The following is a 16,330-nucleotide window of genomic DNA, read 5'->3' as shown; positions in this document are numbered from 1 at the left end:
TCGATCAAGCTTTTCTTTTCCTGTTAATATTCTCAAAAAGCCTATACTTTGTTCAAAGGTTTTCGCTCCAAGTCGAGGCACTTTTTTCACTTGGGATCGCTGAGTAAATTTACCGTTTTCTTCTCTAAATTTAACAATGTTATTGGCTACGGTTTTGTTGAGCCCTGCAACATATTGCAAAAGGGAAGCGGAAGCAGTATTTAAATTAACACCGACTTGGTTCACGGCTGTTTCGACGACAAAGGTTAATGAGTCATTTAACTTCTTCTGAGAAACATCATGCTGGTATTGGCCAACACCGACTGATTTCGGATCAATCTTCACTAATTCAGCTAATGGGTCTTGCAGTCTGCGAGCAATAGAAACAGCACTTCTTTCTTCTACTTGAAGATCCGGAAATTCTTCACGTGCTATATCTGACGCTGAATATACACTTGCCCCTGCTTCGTTGACAATCATATAAGCGATTGGCTTCTCGCTTGATTTAATCATATCTACGACGAATTGTTCTGTTTCCCTTGAAGCTGTTCCATTCCCAACAGCCACTAATTCTATTTCGTATTGATCTAATATTTGCTTGAATAGTTTCTCAGCTTCTGCTCTTTTCGCTTTAGGTGGATGGGGGTAGATGACACCGATGTATAGCACTTTTCCCGTTTCATCAACTGCTGAAAGCTTGCAACCTGTCCGATAGGCCGGATCAACACCTAGCACTGTCTTCCCTTTCAATGGCGGCTGGAGAAGTAGTTTTCTTAAGTTTTCTGAAAAAATATGAATGGCTTGATCTTCCGCTTTTTCAGTTAATTCATTTCGCACCTCTCGTTCAATAGAAGGTTGAATTAACCGTTTGTAAGCATCCTGCAATGCATCACATACAAAAGCAGCTGCTGAGCTCTGTTCATTTTTAATATATTGTTTTGTTAAATAACGCACCATTTTTTCGATATCTGCTTGAATAGCAACCTTTAACACAGCTTCTTTTTCTCCACGATTTAGAGCAAGGATGCGATGAGGAACGATCCGAGCTACTGGCTCTTCATATGAATAGTACATTTCAAAAATGTTCTTTTCATCTTCTGCGTCTTTTTTCAGAGAAGATTGAATCACACTAGTACGGAACGTCTCCTTTCGAATCCATTCTCGAATTTGTGCATTATCTGCTACTGTCTCTGCAATAATATCTGTCGCTCCTTGGATAGCTTCTTCTATTGAAGCGACTTCTTTCTCTGTTGAAATATATTTTTTTGCTTCTTCTTCAATAGTAGGTGAAGTGGGTAAAGATAGCATCCATTCAGCCAATGGTTCTAGCCCTTTTTCTTTTGCAATAGACGCTTTTGTCCGTCTCTTTTGCTTATACGGACGATATAAGTCTTCAACGACTTGCATTTTATCAGCAGCTAAAGTATTAGCTTTTAATTCCTTCGTCAGCTTTCCCTGCTCCTCAATCGAGCGAATCACTTCTTCTTTTCGCTGAACAAGGTTTTGTACATATGTATAACGATTCATAAGGGTACGGATTTCTACTTCATCTAGAGCTCCCGTCATTTCTTTACGGTATCGCGCGATAAAAGGTACTGTAGCCCCTTCTTCAATTAACGAAATAACGGCACGTACCTTCTTTAACTCAATATTTTCTTCTTGAGCGACTTTCTTTAAAATGCTTTCGCGATCATGAACCTTTTCTTCAGACATGCTTTCGCCTCCATTTCTTCATTACTTTATTTTAACAGATCTGAAGTATTCAACACTAAAATTAAACAACGAGAAAAAACCTGCGATTACTAAAGCAGGTTACTAACTTGTTAACTGTAATAATAAATCATTAGGATAATCGCTCCGTTGAGAGTGACTCCTTCTCAATCGCTTCTTTTAGCTTTTTAATGGCTTTTCGCTGTAATCGAGACACATGCATTTGTGAGATACCTAATTTTTCACCTGTATCCTTTTGACTCATATTTTCTATGTAAGTGCATTGAATGATTTGCCGCTCTCGATCAGATAGCACATGAAGAACCTTGTTAAGAACGAGGCGTTGATCGACTCTTTCGTATCCTTCATCTTGATTGCCAACGATATCAAGAAGAGTGACTGTACTTCCATCAGAATCGGCTTCAATGGAGTGATCTACAGATAATGCTTGATAACTTTTTCCCATCTCCATCGCCTCCAGCACTTCCTCTTCAGATATTTCAAGATGACGGGCGATTTCCTCTACTTTTGGTGATCGTTGCAAGCTTGTTGTTAACTCTTCCACTGTCGACTTAATTTTCGGTCCAAGCTCCTTAATCCGTCTGGGAACATGTACACTCCATGTTTTATCTCGTAAAAAACGTTTAATTTCCCCTATGATTGTCGGGATCGCAAACGCTTCAAAGCTTTTCCCATAAGAATCATCGTATCTTCTAATTGCACCAAGAAGACCCATCATTCCCACTTGGACAATATCTTCGTGATAGCTTTTTCCTTTGGAATATTTCCGAGCAATCGACTCTACTAGTCCTTGATAATGTTTCACTAGCTTTTCTTGTGCTTCTTCATCGTTTTTTTGTTGATACACTTGAATCCATTCAAGTGTTTGTTTTTTGGATTGCTGGTTAGGTTGAGATGGCTTGTACATCCCTCTCCACCTGCTCTCCTTCAAGATACTTTGTCATCAACAAAGTAATCCCTTCATTTTGGTGAACTTTCACCTCATCCATTAATGTTTCAATGAGAAATAACCCCAATCCTCCTTCGCGCAAAAACTCGACAGAATGATCAGTGTATGGACCTAGAGATTTTTTTGTGTTTAAGAAGTTAAAGCTTTGACCATGATCTGCTACCATCACTTCTAAGTGTTTACTATATAACGCGAAGCCAACAATCACTTCTCCCTCCTCACTGTCTTTATAGGCATGTTGAACAGCATTCGTAATCGCTTCACTTGTCGCTATTTTTAAATCTTCAATCGCATCATATGTAAAACCCATTCGGCTGGCGATCCCGGACAATGTAAGTCTAATCACCCCTACAAATTCCGGCTTGGCAGGGATTTTCATCTCGATGTATTCAAAATCTTTCATTGTTATACGCCACCTTCTACTTCAGAATGAATATTCATAATATCGGACAGTCCTGTAATATCAAACAGTCGTTTTAGCCTTCCAGATAACCCAACTAATTGAAGCGTCCCATTCTTTGCATTTAAGCTTTTGAATAAGCCGACAAAAATCCCTAAACCAGTACTATCCAAATAGGTGACTTCAGTCAAGTCAATAATTAAAGTTTGATTCGATTTGGCATGCGGAAAAACAGCTTCTTGCAGTTCAGGTGCTGTATATACATCAAGTTCCCCTGCAATATACACCTTTGTCAATTCGTCCATTTCTTCTACATTAATAGTAATATTCATTTCATCCACCTCTTCTTGGAGACATGATCGATTTTACATCTTAAATTTCTACCCGATATTACTCACTTTAAACCTATGTTTATTGCACTCGTTTTAAAATAATCAACGTAAAATCATCACGCAATTGGAATTCTTGCAAATATTCTAGATCTCTATATACCTTGTTAGCCATTTCTTGCGCCTCTAAATGGATATATTGTTCGATGTAGCCAATTAATGTCTCAATTTCAATAAAACCCTCTTTCGTTCGACACTCTGTCACACCGTCAGACATCAGGAGAATGACATCTCCAACTTCCACTCTTTTTTTATACTGGCGATACTTCGTTTTTTTATCCACACCGAGCACTAGTCCCTTTGCATATAATTCTTCAAATCTCTTTGTTCGATGATTATAAAAGAATCCTGGTTCATGACCTGCTGATGAATAATAAAAGGTATGATTGAGCATGTTGTACATCCCATAAAACATTGTAATAAACATCGTAGGATCGACATTTTGTTCCACTACACGATTTAGACTTTCTAACACAAGGTTTGGTTCTAAGCTTCCCTCAGGTAAACTATCCATAGCGTATTTAATCATAGACATACACAAAGCAGCCGGAATCCCTTTTCCAATAATATCTGCTATTGCTACGCTGACCGTATGATTTTCATCATGAACAAAATGATAATAATCTCCACTCATTTGTCGGGCAGGCACACTAATAGCACCAATATTTAGGGCAGCGACGGCAGGAATTTGCGTACCTAATAATGTTTGTTGCATACTAGCGGCCACTTCAATTTCACTCTGTAACTCTTGCTGAAAAGTGCGCAAACTTTGATGTTCTCGATAAGCTAAACCGTAGCTAATCATAACCTCTAACAGGATATCGAAAGCGAGAAGAACAGGCTGAGGAATGTTAGACTCTAACTCCATTATGGCTGTTTTATGAATGCTGATCATTTCTTCAGGGGATATTTTATGTTTGATCGCCTGTCTGCTGAATTTTTGACTTAAGTATAGAGCATGTTCATCTTGTTCTTTTATATAGCTTTCTAGAATCTCTTTATATTTTTCCTGAATGCTTTCTTTAAACTCCATGTTTGCCCTCCTAACGGAGCCACTTGATTGCTTTAATTAACGTTCCTTCTCCTGGATTTGACTCAATTAAAAATTCATCCATCAGTCGTTTCACACCTGGCAAACCAGCTCCAAGCCCTCCTGAGGTGGAAAATCCATCCTCCATCACTTTTCGAATATCCGTAATTCCAGGCCCTTGATCATTTGATATAATCACTAAACCAACTTTGCCCACTGCTTCTGTTTTTTCTATCCGAACATCCCCTTCTCCTGCATACAAATAAATATTTCGGGCTAGCTCACTAATTGCAGTTGTAATTCGAGCTTGATCTACTGTACCAAAGCCAAGAGCTTTGGCCATATTTCTCCCGAGCTGTCTTGCCGTTACAATGTCCCATTCACTTATAATCTTGACGCTAGAATCCATAGATTAGTCCTCCAATTCCTGTTGAAGTTTCTCCAAACCTTTTTCTAAATCAAGAGCGGTCAAGATATCTTCGAGACGAATCCCTAATTCAATTAAGATAATAGCAACAGCAGGCTGAATACCTGTAACAACTACTTTTACTCCCATCAGCTTAGATACGCTAATGACATCTCCAAGGACTTTCACGATGAAAGAATCAATAAAATCAATGACAACCCCTCTACCACGCATTTCATACTAAATATTATTATAATGTTTATTGGACTAATTAAAAAGCAGAAGCCTTCTTACCATTACCACCTCTAAAAAGCAGAACAAGTATGTTAACCTTCTACAAAAAAATAAGACGCTTACTAGACTACTCTAGTAAACGTCTTTCTAAAATTGAATAAGGCCTAAACTAATTTGCAAGGCATCATCTACTTTTTCCATCATTTCTTCATCAAGCTGAGTAATTTTGTCCGTTAATCTTTGTTTATCGATCGTTCGAATTTGTTCGAGAAGAATAACGGAATCTCGTTCAAAGCCATAACGCTTTGCGTCAATTTCAACATGTGTAGGCAACTTAGCTTTTTGAATTTGCGCTGTTATAGCAGCAACAATAATAGTGGGACTGAACCGATTCCCAATGTCGTTTTGAACCACTAGCACAGGCCTCATTCCGCCTTGCTCTGAACCAACAACAGGGGACAGGTCTGCGAAATATACGTCACCACGTTTAACTATCACACGGATTATCCTCCACTTACTAAACGTTCTACAGTATTGCCTGCTTCATACTCCGCTTGCATCGCTTCAGAGGCAATAGCTAAGTTGATCTTCGCCATTTCCATGTAACCACGTCTCATCGATTCTGTGATTTGACGCTTCTTTCTCTCACGAAGATACATTTTCGTTGCTCTGTAGATAAACTCACTGCGGTTAATATTTTCTTGCTCTGCAAAACTGTCTAATTCTTTCACAAATTGTTGCGGTAAGCGAATAGACACCTCTGTTGTTGCGCTAGATTCAGACACGAACTACACCTCCACCAATCACTACACCCGTCTCCTTAACTGCCAACTTTATAATAACATTTTTTCATCCTCGATGGAAGACGAAATCCAAATTCCTGCTAATTTCTTAAAACAAATGCAGAAATTCCTCGAAACTTCTCAATCCTCCTGTAACCTACACACAAAATGTTATCCTAGTAATGGATTAATTACTTGAACAACCTTCCCCTGTTGTCTATATACTCTTGGCACACGCGCGGTAATCACACAAGGCACTTCATAGTTAATTGTCTCCAATTGATCAGCAATTTCATCCATGGAAATTTCTTCATTTCCTTGTTTACCAATTAGAGTAACAATCGTACCTAGAGGCTTTTCGCTAGACAATCGAATCATACATTGATCCATACAAATCCGTCCCACAATCGGAACTCTCTCCCCTTCTACAAGCATATGTTGACCTTGAAGCTTCCTAATCCAACCGTCTGCATAGCCGATAGGCAAAGTGGCAATCCATTCTTCCTCTTGCGCTTCATACGTAGCACCATAGCTTACTTTTTCGCCTTTTTGGATTTTTTTTATATGGACAATTTTAGTGTGAAGAGAGAAAGCTTGCTTTAAAGAAAAAGGTAAAACGGTTTTCATTTCTTTCGAAGGGGATAAGCCATACATAGAAATTCCTAAACGAACCGTATTAAAATAAGCTTTTTCACACCGTAAAGTAGTGGCGCTGTTGGCACAATGAATGTAAGGCGGCTTTTCCTCCAATGATTCAACCATTGCATTAAAACAAGCTAATTGTTGATCAAAATACGTTGTATCAAGCTCATCAGCCGTTGCAAAGTGTGTAAAGATACCTTCAAATGTAAACCGAGGTGATTGATGAATAAAAGAGACCATCCCTTGCAACCCCTCGACCGTTTTCACTCCTAGTCTCCCCATACCTGTATCACATTTAATATGAACTTTTAATACTTGATCACTAGATAAATGCTTCTCTGCTTCTTGAAGCCATTCTAATTGATAAACAGTCAGTGAAATATTATGTTCAGCTGCCAAAGCAGCATCAGCCGGTCTACTAGCCCCTAACACCAAAATTGGTACTTTCATCTTTGATTTTGTTAAAGATAAAGCTTCATCCAAAAAGGCAACAGTTAAACCATGAGCCCCTGCTCGAACAGCCGCCTCAGCCACTGGTACATCCCCATGACCATATGCATTTGCTTTCACAACTGCAAACAACTGTTCACTCGCAGGAAGCAACTTTAACGCCTCTTTCACATTATAGTCAATATGATCCAAATTTATTTCTGCCCAAGTATCTCGATAAAAGCCCCTATCAGTCCCCACTCGACGTCTCCTTCTTTCCGATGTTTGTTCACGATTTTATACAATTCTTAATTTTAAACATAAACCCACCCATGTCAACACCGAAAAGCGAAGTCGACTGTTCAAACACGACAAGCAAATGTTCTGACGCTGAAAAGGCGACAACCTTGTAAGCGGCAGGTTATTTGACTCGAGTGGCTAGGAGACGGAGCTAGACAACAACGAAAAGCGGAAACGACCGTTTAGACTCGACCGACATAAGACGAACTGCCGAAGTGGCGTTCTTTGCCACACAGGCTGGGTGGCTTATGTCCGAGAGTCTGGTCGCTGTAGCTGGACAATCGAAAAGCGGAAGGCGCCGTTTAGCGACGTATGGATTGGAGCGATCCGCACGAGATAAAGGAAAGCGAAATGCGGAGCCAACTTGTTCAGCCGCGACAAGCATAAGACGAACATCCGTAGGAAGGCGTTTTTTCCTTCCGCAGGATGTTTGGCTTATGACCCTCGAGCGGCTAGTTGGCGAAGCTAGACAACACGATGAACGCCGATGAATCGATGTTGACTTATCGCAAGGAGGATTGTGGAAATCCACTAGTCGCTGGGGCCTGCAGCTAGACAAAGAAAAAAGGAACGCTGACTCCGTTCCTTCCCATAGCTGGCCTTCCATGTTTTTTAGGATTTGCCTCATTATTTATTTCTCCATTGCCATTTTCATCGAGCGTGCTACTTCAATCATTTCACCTTTTGATAGATCTTTAGAAGCCAACATGAAGTCTACACCTTGATATGACCAAGAGAGAGAATGATCGGATGCTACACCAAAGGAGCTTCCAAGGTCTACTACTTCTCCATTCACTGCATTAACTTGCATCGAAGCAGTTGGAAGCACTTCTGCTTTTTCCTGAACAATAGTGAAAGATTTATCTCCCCCATACGTAAGAACAACCCTTGTACCATTCGATGTCACTATCTCATTTTCTTCTAATAGGCTGCTTCCTGTAATTTCTCCATCAGGATAATGAACGGCTAACTCTTTATTTTCTGGTTGAGCGATTACCGGCATTTCTAACTGTGCACCTGTCATGTTCTTCTTAACATCAAAAGATTCTTTGTCGATTTTCGCATCAAACTCCATCTTTGAAAATTCTACAACGACGAGTGGTTTGCGATCAGGATCCATGACTTTAACAGAGACAGGGGTTAAATCCTTCTTTTTAAACCTGATTTCTTGAAAAGGTAACATATGACTGTTTGGATACCTAGTTTTTGTTTCAAATACGAAATGCTGATCTGTTTCTTTAAAGGTAGCCTCTTTATCTGCTAGAATATCTTTCACTAACGACTCGTACAAATAAGCTTGACTACTATTTCTCGGCCAATCACTTTGGAATTTGAAACTTTTATTCAATGCCGGAGTTAATACATAAACACCTGTTTCATTTTTTAAAATCATTTGACTTTGATCCTTTTTATCAGTCGATAATGCCACTCGGTAAAACTGGTGTTCTCGATTCCAAATGTCCACATTGTATATTTGTTTTTCTTCCCCAGCTTGCAAAGTCATTTTCGCCTTCGCTTTATAACCGACCACTTCTTCCGCTTTTTCGTTTAAGTCTGCCGTTACCTCCTCTTTTGATTTTGCCCCACAGGCTGAAAGAATGACTAAAGCAAACAAGCACATAAGCCAAACTAGCCTTCTATTCCTCATGGTTTCACAACCCCTTTCGCACTAAAATATATGAGACAACCATTCAGATTATGATTGTTGCGAAAGGAAGGAAATGAGATTGTCTATTTTTCAATAACCACTTGGGCAGCAGCAAACTCCCTACTATGTGTAATAGATAAATGAACACCTTCAGAAAACGGTGTCTTAATATATGGTTTTCCTCGATGGTCAGTGGCTGTCTCGATGGTTTGAAAGGATAGCTCCTTACCTATCCCCGTCCCATATGCTTTAGCAAAAGCCTCTTTAGCAGCAAAGCGACCAGCTGCGTATTCAAATTTTCGTTGGCCACTCCGGCTTTCAAACACTTCTCGTTCAGCTACTGTTAATATTCGCTCAAGAAATTTCGGCTGTCTTTCTATAAGTTGTTGAATTCGTGATATCTCCACAATATCCATACCGATTCCTTGTATCATTTCTTCACCTACATTTATTTTTTATTGTCTCTTTTATACCATTGATACACACTCTGTGCATCAGCTATTGACGCATCTATCATTTTAGCTTTTTTCCCTGCAGCTCCACTTTTGATCACAGCGGAAAAAGTGGCTAACTTCTTCTTTTTTTGCCAAGGTGTTTGAGTGAGGTCTACCGATTGTATGTACGACTTCTTCATCATTACCGTACATCTGCTCAAACGCCGATACCGAATCGTTAACTGATCTTCAATTAATAGCCATCCAGCTGCTCGATAACAACTCACTCCATAAGCTACAGCAAGCAATAACAATGCACTAGACCATAAACCGTCGGGCCAGAAATACCAACTCACTCCCATGATTGGCAAGATGACATAATAACTTTTTCTCAAGACATATCTTCTCACAGCTTGTTTTGGAGCTGAACAAAATTGATCAGTGAAAGAGTAATTCGGGAAAATATCCTTCAACAAATAAAGGGCAGATTTTTTTTTGATCATCGGAAGCAAAATGATGCGGGCACTTTCTTCAGTAGGAGCTGCTCCTCCCGCACTTTCAAGCTGAACGGAACAATAGCCAGCAAGCTGACGAAGAGGGTTTTCTACAATTGTGATGCCCTGAATACGACTGAAAGGGATTGTTATTTGTCGTTTTTCAAGCAGTCCTCTTTGAATCACAATATGTTCATCATTCATTTCTAATGTAAAGTCATGATACTTTAACAAAGTTAAAACAACAGAAATGATCCAGGCAATAAATAAAACAATACACACAACAATAGAAACGAAGACCACTCCATATTCAATAAAACGAGAAGCCTCTTCAAATATTTTTTCATAAGGGATCAGTTCATCAAACTGAGACAAGAAAGCGACCACAGCAGAAATCACTACCCCTACACCGCCAGAAGTAGCTGCTAATAATAGCAGTTCCGATAAATTTGCCTTATAAACCACTGCGGCTGTTTCCTGTACTTCTTCCATTTCATCCTGTTGTTCTACTTCATCACTTGATCTGTTTTTCTCACGGCTAATGATTTCTTTCAGAGCAGTGGCCTCTTCTTTTGTGATAGCGGTTAGTTCCGCTTCAGACTTCATCGGGTCACTAGAGCCAGCCGTTTCAATGGTCAACTTCACTAAACCAAACATCTGCTGCAGAATTCCTTCTGAGATATCTAGACTTTGAATACGCTCCATCGGTATGTAACGCTTTTTTTTGACAAAAAGACCGTGTTCAATTCTTAATTCCCCTTCTTCTACCCAATAAGTAAAGCGCAGCCATTTAACCACTCCACTTACAAATAAAAATAAAATTAACACACCCACCCCGATCATTGGGAGATAGTCCCAAATTTCGGTTTTTGGCTTATTATTCACAAAAAAAATGATAATTAATGGTAAAAAAATACTTTTTAATTCCTTCAAAACATTCGATACGGCTGCGATCGGATGAAGTCGTTTCGGTTTAGACATCTTCTGTCGCCACCCTTGCCAAAGCAGAAATCATTTTCCGCATTTCTTCCGCTTCCTCCATCTCAACAGCTGGAATTTCATGAATGGTTGCTGCTGTTGAAATTGTGATCCCCGCTAAGCCATACTTTCTTAAAATAGGGCCTTGTTCTGTATCAACATGCTGCACACGAATCATCGGAATTAACGTTCGTCGAGTGATCACCACTCCATGTTGCAATTCAATTTCCTGCTCTCTCACATCATATCTCCAACGGTTCCAGCGCAACTTCGGCAGGAGATAAACGCAAAGATAGATCGTCAACACTCCTGTTAAAACTAATACTCCTATCACCCATAACGGACCATCTTTCATAAAGGTGAACACTCCGCCTCCAATCAACAACAACCAAACAATTAGTGTATTGATTATTCCTGATATTCTCCATACTGTCAGAGCTTTTTTCGAGATTCTCTTTCTAGGTTCTATCATCTACCACTCACGACCTTTTTTGCTTTTTACTATTTAACGGTTATGTTCGAACAAAAGTTTCATTTATGGTAAAAAAAAGCACAGGAATACCCTGTGCTTTTTGTCAAATATTATTGAGAAGAAAATTTTCTTCTTGTATTTTTGCGGTCTCTATTGTAAGAACGATTGTTGCTAGATGAACGGTTTCCTTGACGATTACCGTTGGATTTTCTAGGGTTCGCATTTTTCGAACGGAAGCTATCTCTCTTTTGAGGAAGAGACGCTTCACTTGTAATGCGTACCGGTGTACGATCTGGTTCTTTCGTAATTAATTTAAGTGCAGCAGCTACTAGTTGCTCAGCATCATATTGATCTAGAAGATCTTTCGCAAATGTTTTGTATTGTGAAAGATCGTTTTTAGCTACACTTTCTTCCAATTCAGTTACTGCTGCACGCTGTTGACCGATTAGTGCATCATCCCAAGTAGGGGCTGTCATTGGTGTCATGCGTTTCTTCGTTGTTCTTTCTACTTCTTTTAAATAGCTCATTTCTCTTGGTTCAACAAAAGTAACAGCCATTCCTTCTTTTCCAGCACGTCCTGTACGACCAATGCGGTGTACATAACTTTCTGGGTCTTGAGGGATATCATAATTATATACATGTGTAACGCCAGAAATATCTAAGCCGCGAGCCGCTACGTCTGTCGCTACAAGAACATCGATTTTTCCTTCTTTAAAACGCTTCAATACTGTTAAACGCTTAGCTTGGCTTAAATCACCATGGATACCTTCTGCTTGATAACCACGAAGACTTAAAGCATTCGCTAATTCATCTACGCGTCGCTTCGTTCTGCCGAAAATGATTGCCAGTTCTGGAGAATGAACATCAATCAAACGGGAAAGTACGTCGAATTTATCACGTTGTTGTACTTTGACAAAGTATTGATCAATGTTTGAAACCGTCATTTCTTTCATTTTCACACGAATCGTTTCAGGTTCATTCATAAATCTTTCAGCTATCGCACGGATTTGCTTAGGCATTGTTGCCGAGAACAACAATGTTTGACGTTCAGTTGGCACGTGAGAAAGAATAGCTTCAATATCTTGAATGAAGCCCATATTTAACATTTCATCCGCTTCATCTAATACTAGAGTTTGCAAATGATCTAACTTTAACGTCTTGCGATTAATATGATCTAAAATCCGTCCAGGTGTACCTACGATAATATGTGGACGTTTTTTCAACGCACGAATTTGACGTTGAATATCTTGTCCACCATATACTGCTAAAATACCTACGCGCTTGCCTCCACCGATCTTGTATAGCTCTTCAGAAACTTGAATCGCTAGTTCTCGTGTAGGAGCAATAATTAAACCTTGGATCGAATTGTTATGTGTATCGATTTTTTCGATCATTGGAATACCAAAAGCCGTCGTTTTACCTGTACCTGTTTGAGCTTGACCGATAATATCTCTACCTTCAAGTCCTACTGGAATCGTCGCCGCTTGGATAGGTGTTGCTTCTTCAAATCCCATTTTATCAATAGCCTTTAAAGTGGCTTCACTTAAATTCAAATCTTTAAATTTCGTCAATAGTTTTCTTCTCCTTCTATTTCAGCTACCGTATCACACAAAAAATACTCTTCATGAGAAGAGTAAGAGTTATTGTCATCATACCATCTGCATTAATCAATTTCAATGGATATTTAACTAACTTTACTACTTCTATTTAAAAAAGTAAAGATCTTATTAAACAATTCTTCTTTGTCACCTGTATGACAAATATGATGCTTAGCTGTTTTTGAATAATAAATCTCTTTGTCGGTGGAAGAAATCTTTTGATAAATAAAATCAGCACTTTTTGGAGGTACGATTCCATCAGCAAGACCTTGTGCGATGAAGGTAGGCACGTTAATTTTTTCAATAAGTGGTGTGACCTGCTTGACCATTTTCCTAAATTGTTGCGTGGCTGACAACGGCGTAGAAAATACTTTACCTTTATAACGTAAAAACAACTCATTTTTGAGCAATTGACCATTTTTGGCATCCTTCAGCATCTCACATATATCGGTAATCAATTGCCTGACATTAATATATTTGGCAGCTGCGCTCAATAATATAAGCTTTTCTACCGGATATCTTTCTGCTAAATACACTGAAATAAGTCCACCCATTGAAAAACCAACAATATACACTTGTTCGCACTGAGATAAAAGCATTTGTAATTCTTTCTCTGCATGCTCAAGCCATTGTTGATAAGTCACACCTTTTAAACTAAGCGTCTCTCCATGACCAGGCAAAGTAGGCGCAACAATTTTCCAATCCGTCTTCTCTTTTAAGTAATTCACGAGTGGTTCTACTTCATAAGGGGAACCAGTAAAGCCATGAATACATAAACAACCGATCATATTCTCACCTGTTCTTTTTGTTCGTTCATCATTATTGTGGTTAAATAAACAGCTTTTATTCATACAATGCTACATCATAATAAGGTGTGATAAGTTTCCGTTTAAGTGGATGAACCAAAAACATCGAGGAAGCTTTCTTACCTCGATGTTTTTCCATTCACTCGCTAGCCAAAGCTTCAACAACTTCCTCTAGCTTCATTCCTCTTGATGCCTTGACTGTAATTAACTCTCCGCCTATAAGAATAGATGATAATTTCTCAATTAACTCTTGCTTATCGGTAAAAGCAAAAATACGATCTTCACCGAGCGAATTTTTCGCACCAGCTGCGATGAATTGACCTAACCGTCCAAATGTAAAGAGATAATTAATTGCTTCTCCATCTACCGTTTGACCTACTTGATAGTGAAACAGCTCCTCATCTAAGCCAAGTTCTAACATATCACCAAGAACTAATATTTTCTTTTCAAAATCAGGCATTTGTGCTGTTAGTTCAATAGCAGCCTTCATTGAAGTTGGACTAGCATTATACGTATCATTAATGAGTTTCACCCCACGAACGCCCTCGACCCACTCCATTCGCATCTTTGTTAATTCAACAGACTCTAAACCAGCTTGCATTTCTTTATAATCAATACCCATTTCGTGTGCAACGAGCATAGCAGCCATCGCATTCGATACATTATGACGACCAAGGACCGGCAAAACAAACTCGATGCCTGGAGCTGCATTGATCATAAAGCGGTTACCTGTTTGTAATGCTTCAACTGTTAGCGGGTATAAATCATCGCTTTCTTCAAAGCCAAATGTTTTCGTCTGAAGAGTCTCCATGTTCTCTATAGATTCTTTTAACAGCGGCTCATCTCCATAGTAAATCAAGCATCCGCTTTCCGATAATCCACTTACAATTTCCAACTTCGCCTCAGCAATTGCTTCTCTTGAACCAAGATCTTGCAAATGAGATTCACCAATATTTGTAATCACAGCGACATCTGGAGCAGCTAACTTCGTTAATAACTCAATTTCACCTTTACTGCTCATCCCCATCTCTAGAACAGCAATTTCGGTTTCGTGACTTAATGACAAAATTGTTAAAGGAAGACCAATATGATTGTTATAGTTACCTTCTGTTTTTTGTACTTTATATTTTAATGATAAAAGGCTCGTGATCATATCCTTTGTTGTTGTTTTCCCATTGCTTCCTGTAATGCCGACTACTTTAATCGAAAGTTCATTGCGATAAGCTTTCGCTAACTGCTGAAGAGCAATCAGCGTATCTTCTACAATAAGAATGGGCAAACCCTCAGGTGGATTGGGCACATCCTTTTGCCACAAAGCTGCACCCGCTCCTTGTTCAATTGCTTGCCTTACATATTTATGGCCGTCAGTATGCTCACCTTTGAACGGTACAAATAACTGACCATTGACTGCTTTCCGTGAGTCAATTGCCACCCCTTCAATCACCCGGTCTTTAAAAAGTGTCGGGTCATTTTCCACTTTCATCATATTCAACAGTTGTTCTATGGTCTTTCGAATCATGAAATGAATGTCCACCTTTAAAAAGTATATTTAATTTGCTGTTTCTCTGTATATCGTTCTATAGCAAGTTCAATCAATTTCTCGATCAGCTGAGGGTACTCAACTCCTGTATGTTTCCATAGCAGCGGAAACATACTAAAAGGAGTAAAACCTGGCATTGTATTTACTTCATTGATGAGCAATTCTCCATTTTCCTTTAAGAAGAAGTCTGCCCTAACAAGACCAGAACAATCCAAAGAACGGAAGGAAGTAATCGCCATTTCCTTCATTTGTTTTTGAATATCTTCTGGCATTTCGGCAGGGATAATCAAAGCTGTATTTCCATCTTCATATTTCGCCTTGTAATCATAGAAGTCTTTTTTCGGCACAATTTCTCCGATGACTGAGCATTGAGGATCATCATTGCCAAGTACTCCAACTTCCACCTCGCGAGCAACGACCCCTTCTTCAATAATAATTTTGCGGTCAAATTGAAAAGCTTCTTCAAACGCTTGATCGAGTTCATTACGATTTGTACATTTACTAATTCCAACGCTTGATCCTAAATTAGCAGGTTTTACAAAGCATGGATAACCAAGTTCCTGCTCAACTTGCTCATAAGCAGCCTCTTTATTTTCTTGCCATACTTTACGAATAAACCACACATAATTGACTTGTGGGAGCCCCGCTTGTGCAAAAATATTTTTCATAATGACTTTATCCATGCCTGCTGAAGATGACAACACACCATTCCCAACATAAGGAAGGTTCATAGCTTCAAGCAATCCTTGTATCGTTCCATCTTCCCCGTTTGGTCCGTGCAAAAGTGGGAAGATCACATCATATTTTCTAGAAGACAGACTGTTTGTGATAACAGCAGATGTTTCTCCTTTAGAAAATTGCAAAGCGGAAATATCCTCTACTGGAGCGGTTAACTGCTCTCCTTCAATCCAAGTACCATCAATTGTTATATATATTGGGTAAATATTAAATTTATTTAAATCGAGGGCGCCTATCACTGCCTTTGCCGTATGTAACGACACCTGATGTTCAGCGGATTTGCCTCCATATAATAAACATAATTTTGTTCTCATAGTAACCTCCTGATAAATATATAAAAGAACTTCCTTG

Annotated in this window: 18 protein-coding genes and 1 pseudogene (1 of these 19 running past the window's edge); 1 reads left to right on the top strand and 18 read right to left on the bottom strand. The window is 39.1% G+C overall.

All coding sequences use genetic code 11. The features are described from left to right. From WDJ61_RS02320 to alr, 10 genes and pseudogenes are all read right to left on the bottom strand, one after another. On the bottom strand, window positions 1–1,692 hold the 5' portion of the coding sequence (locus WDJ61_RS02320; RefSeq protein ID WP_338752883.1) for a Tex family protein. 489 nt of this gene lie to the left of the window's left edge; the window shows 1,692 of its 2,181 coding nt (coding positions 1–1,692); the start codon lies at window positions 1,690–1,692; the stop codon falls past the left edge of the window. A gap of 130 nt (window positions 1,693–1,822) precedes the next feature. Then, window positions 1,823–2,617, bottom strand: coding sequence for an RNA polymerase sigma factor SigB (gene sigB, locus WDJ61_RS02315; protein WP_338752882.1), 795 nt, complete (start codon window positions 2,615–2,617; stop codon window positions 1,823–1,825). Beyond that, window positions 2,595–3,062 carry an anti-sigma B factor RsbW gene (rsbW, locus tag WDJ61_RS02310; RefSeq protein ID WP_338752881.1) on the bottom strand — a complete coding sequence of 156 codons (468 nt, stop codon included), beginning with the start codon at window positions 3,060–3,062 and terminating at the stop codon, window positions 2,595–2,597. Before rsbW ends, sigB begins: the two co-directional genes overlap by 23 nt. 2 nt (window positions 3,063–3,064) lie before the next feature. After that, the gene (locus WDJ61_RS02305) at window positions 3,065–3,391 is read right to left on the bottom strand and encodes an STAS domain-containing protein (protein ID WP_338752880.1); all 327 of its coding nucleotides are present in this window, start codon (window positions 3,389–3,391) and stop codon (window positions 3,065–3,067) included. 79 nt (window positions 3,392–3,470) lie between these two features. Next, window positions 3,471–4,481 (bottom strand): PP2C family protein-serine/threonine phosphatase, encoded by a 1,011-nt coding sequence (locus WDJ61_RS02300; RefSeq protein ID WP_338752878.1) that lies wholly within the window; start codon window positions 4,479–4,481, stop codon window positions 3,471–3,473. A gap of 10 nt (window positions 4,482–4,491) precedes the next feature. Then, complete coding sequence (locus WDJ61_RS02295; protein WP_338752876.1) at window positions 4,492–4,887, bottom strand: anti-sigma regulatory factor; 396 nt, start codon at window positions 4,885–4,887, stop codon at window positions 4,492–4,494. Window positions 4,888–4,890: 3 nt separating this feature from the next. Beyond that, window positions 4,891–5,097, bottom strand: a pseudogene (locus WDJ61_RS02290) (STAS domain-containing protein); the annotation flags it as partial. A 168-nt stretch (window positions 5,098–5,265) separates the two neighbouring features. Continuing rightward, window positions 5,266–5,616, bottom strand: a complete 351-nt coding sequence (locus tag WDJ61_RS02285) for a type II toxin-antitoxin system PemK/MazF family toxin (RefSeq protein ID WP_094835974.1) — start codon at window positions 5,614–5,616, stop codon at window positions 5,266–5,268. Window positions 5,617–5,621: 5 nt separating this feature from the next. Further along, window positions 5,622–5,903 (bottom strand): CopG family ribbon-helix-helix protein, encoded by a 282-nt coding sequence (locus WDJ61_RS02280; protein ID WP_338752874.1) that lies wholly within the window; start codon window positions 5,901–5,903, stop codon window positions 5,622–5,624. 168 nt (window positions 5,904–6,071) lie between these two features. Continuing rightward, window positions 6,072–7,232 carry an alanine racemase gene (alr, locus tag WDJ61_RS02275; protein WP_338752873.1) on the bottom strand — a complete coding sequence of 387 codons (1,161 nt, stop codon included), beginning with the start codon at window positions 7,230–7,232 and terminating at the stop codon, window positions 6,072–6,074. Between the two features lie 287 nt (window positions 7,233–7,519). Between alr and WDJ61_RS02270 the strand changes: the two genes are divergently transcribed. Further along, entirely contained in the window at window positions 7,520–7,762 is a 243-nt protein-coding gene (locus WDJ61_RS02270; RefSeq protein WP_338752872.1) for a hypothetical protein, read from the top strand. Between the two features lie 140 nt (window positions 7,763–7,902). Here the strand turns inward: WDJ61_RS02270 and WDJ61_RS02265 are convergent, their stop codons facing one another. From WDJ61_RS02265 to WDJ61_RS02230, 8 genes are all read right to left on the bottom strand, one after another. Beyond that, window positions 7,903–8,919: an outer membrane lipoprotein carrier protein LolA gene (locus WDJ61_RS02265; RefSeq protein ID WP_338752870.1), complete on the bottom strand. Its 1,017-nt coding sequence runs from the start codon at window positions 8,917–8,919 to the stop codon at window positions 7,903–7,905. An 83-nt stretch (window positions 8,920–9,002) separates the two neighbouring features. Then, window positions 9,003–9,353 (bottom strand): holo-ACP synthase, encoded by a 351-nt coding sequence (gene acpS / locus WDJ61_RS02260; protein WP_338752868.1) that lies wholly within the window; start codon window positions 9,351–9,353, stop codon window positions 9,003–9,005. A gap of 14 nt (window positions 9,354–9,367) precedes the next feature. Continuing rightward, the gene (locus tag WDJ61_RS02255) at window positions 9,368–10,828 is read right to left on the bottom strand and encodes a PH domain-containing protein (protein WP_338752866.1); all 1,461 of its coding nucleotides are present in this window, start codon (window positions 10,826–10,828) and stop codon (window positions 9,368–9,370) included. Continuing rightward, entirely contained in the window at window positions 10,821–11,297 is a 477-nt protein-coding gene (locus tag WDJ61_RS02250) for a PH domain-containing protein (RefSeq protein WP_338752864.1), read from the bottom strand. Before WDJ61_RS02250 ends, WDJ61_RS02255 begins: the two co-directional genes overlap by 8 nt. A gap of 110 nt (window positions 11,298–11,407) precedes the next feature. Next, the gene (locus WDJ61_RS02245; protein WP_338752862.1) at window positions 11,408–12,868 is read right to left on the bottom strand and encodes a DEAD/DEAH box helicase; all 1,461 of its coding nucleotides are present in this window, start codon (window positions 12,866–12,868) and stop codon (window positions 11,408–11,410) included. Window positions 12,869–12,981: 113 nt separating this feature from the next. Beyond that, the gene (locus WDJ61_RS02240; RefSeq protein WP_338752860.1) at window positions 12,982–13,746 is read right to left on the bottom strand and encodes an alpha/beta hydrolase; all 765 of its coding nucleotides are present in this window, start codon (window positions 13,744–13,746) and stop codon (window positions 12,982–12,984) included. Between the two features lie 94 nt (window positions 13,747–13,840). Further along, entirely contained in the window at window positions 13,841–15,220 is a 1,380-nt protein-coding gene (locus WDJ61_RS02235; RefSeq protein ID WP_338752858.1) for a UDP-N-acetylmuramoyl-tripeptide--D-alanyl-D-alanine ligase, read from the bottom strand. A gap of 17 nt (window positions 15,221–15,237) precedes the next feature. Beyond that, the gene (locus tag WDJ61_RS02230; protein ID WP_338752856.1) at window positions 15,238–16,293 is read right to left on the bottom strand and encodes a D-alanine--D-alanine ligase; all 1,056 of its coding nucleotides are present in this window, start codon (window positions 16,291–16,293) and stop codon (window positions 15,238–15,240) included. Between the last annotated feature and the right edge of the window lie 37 nt (window positions 16,294–16,330).

It is taken from the genome of Bacillus sp. FJAT-52991 (assembly GCF_037201805.1).
Taxonomy (GTDB): Bacteria; Bacillota; Bacilli; order Bacillales; family Domibacillaceae; genus Bacillus_CE; species Bacillus_CE kandeliae.
This window is presented reverse-complemented; position numbering and strand designations above follow the sequence as displayed.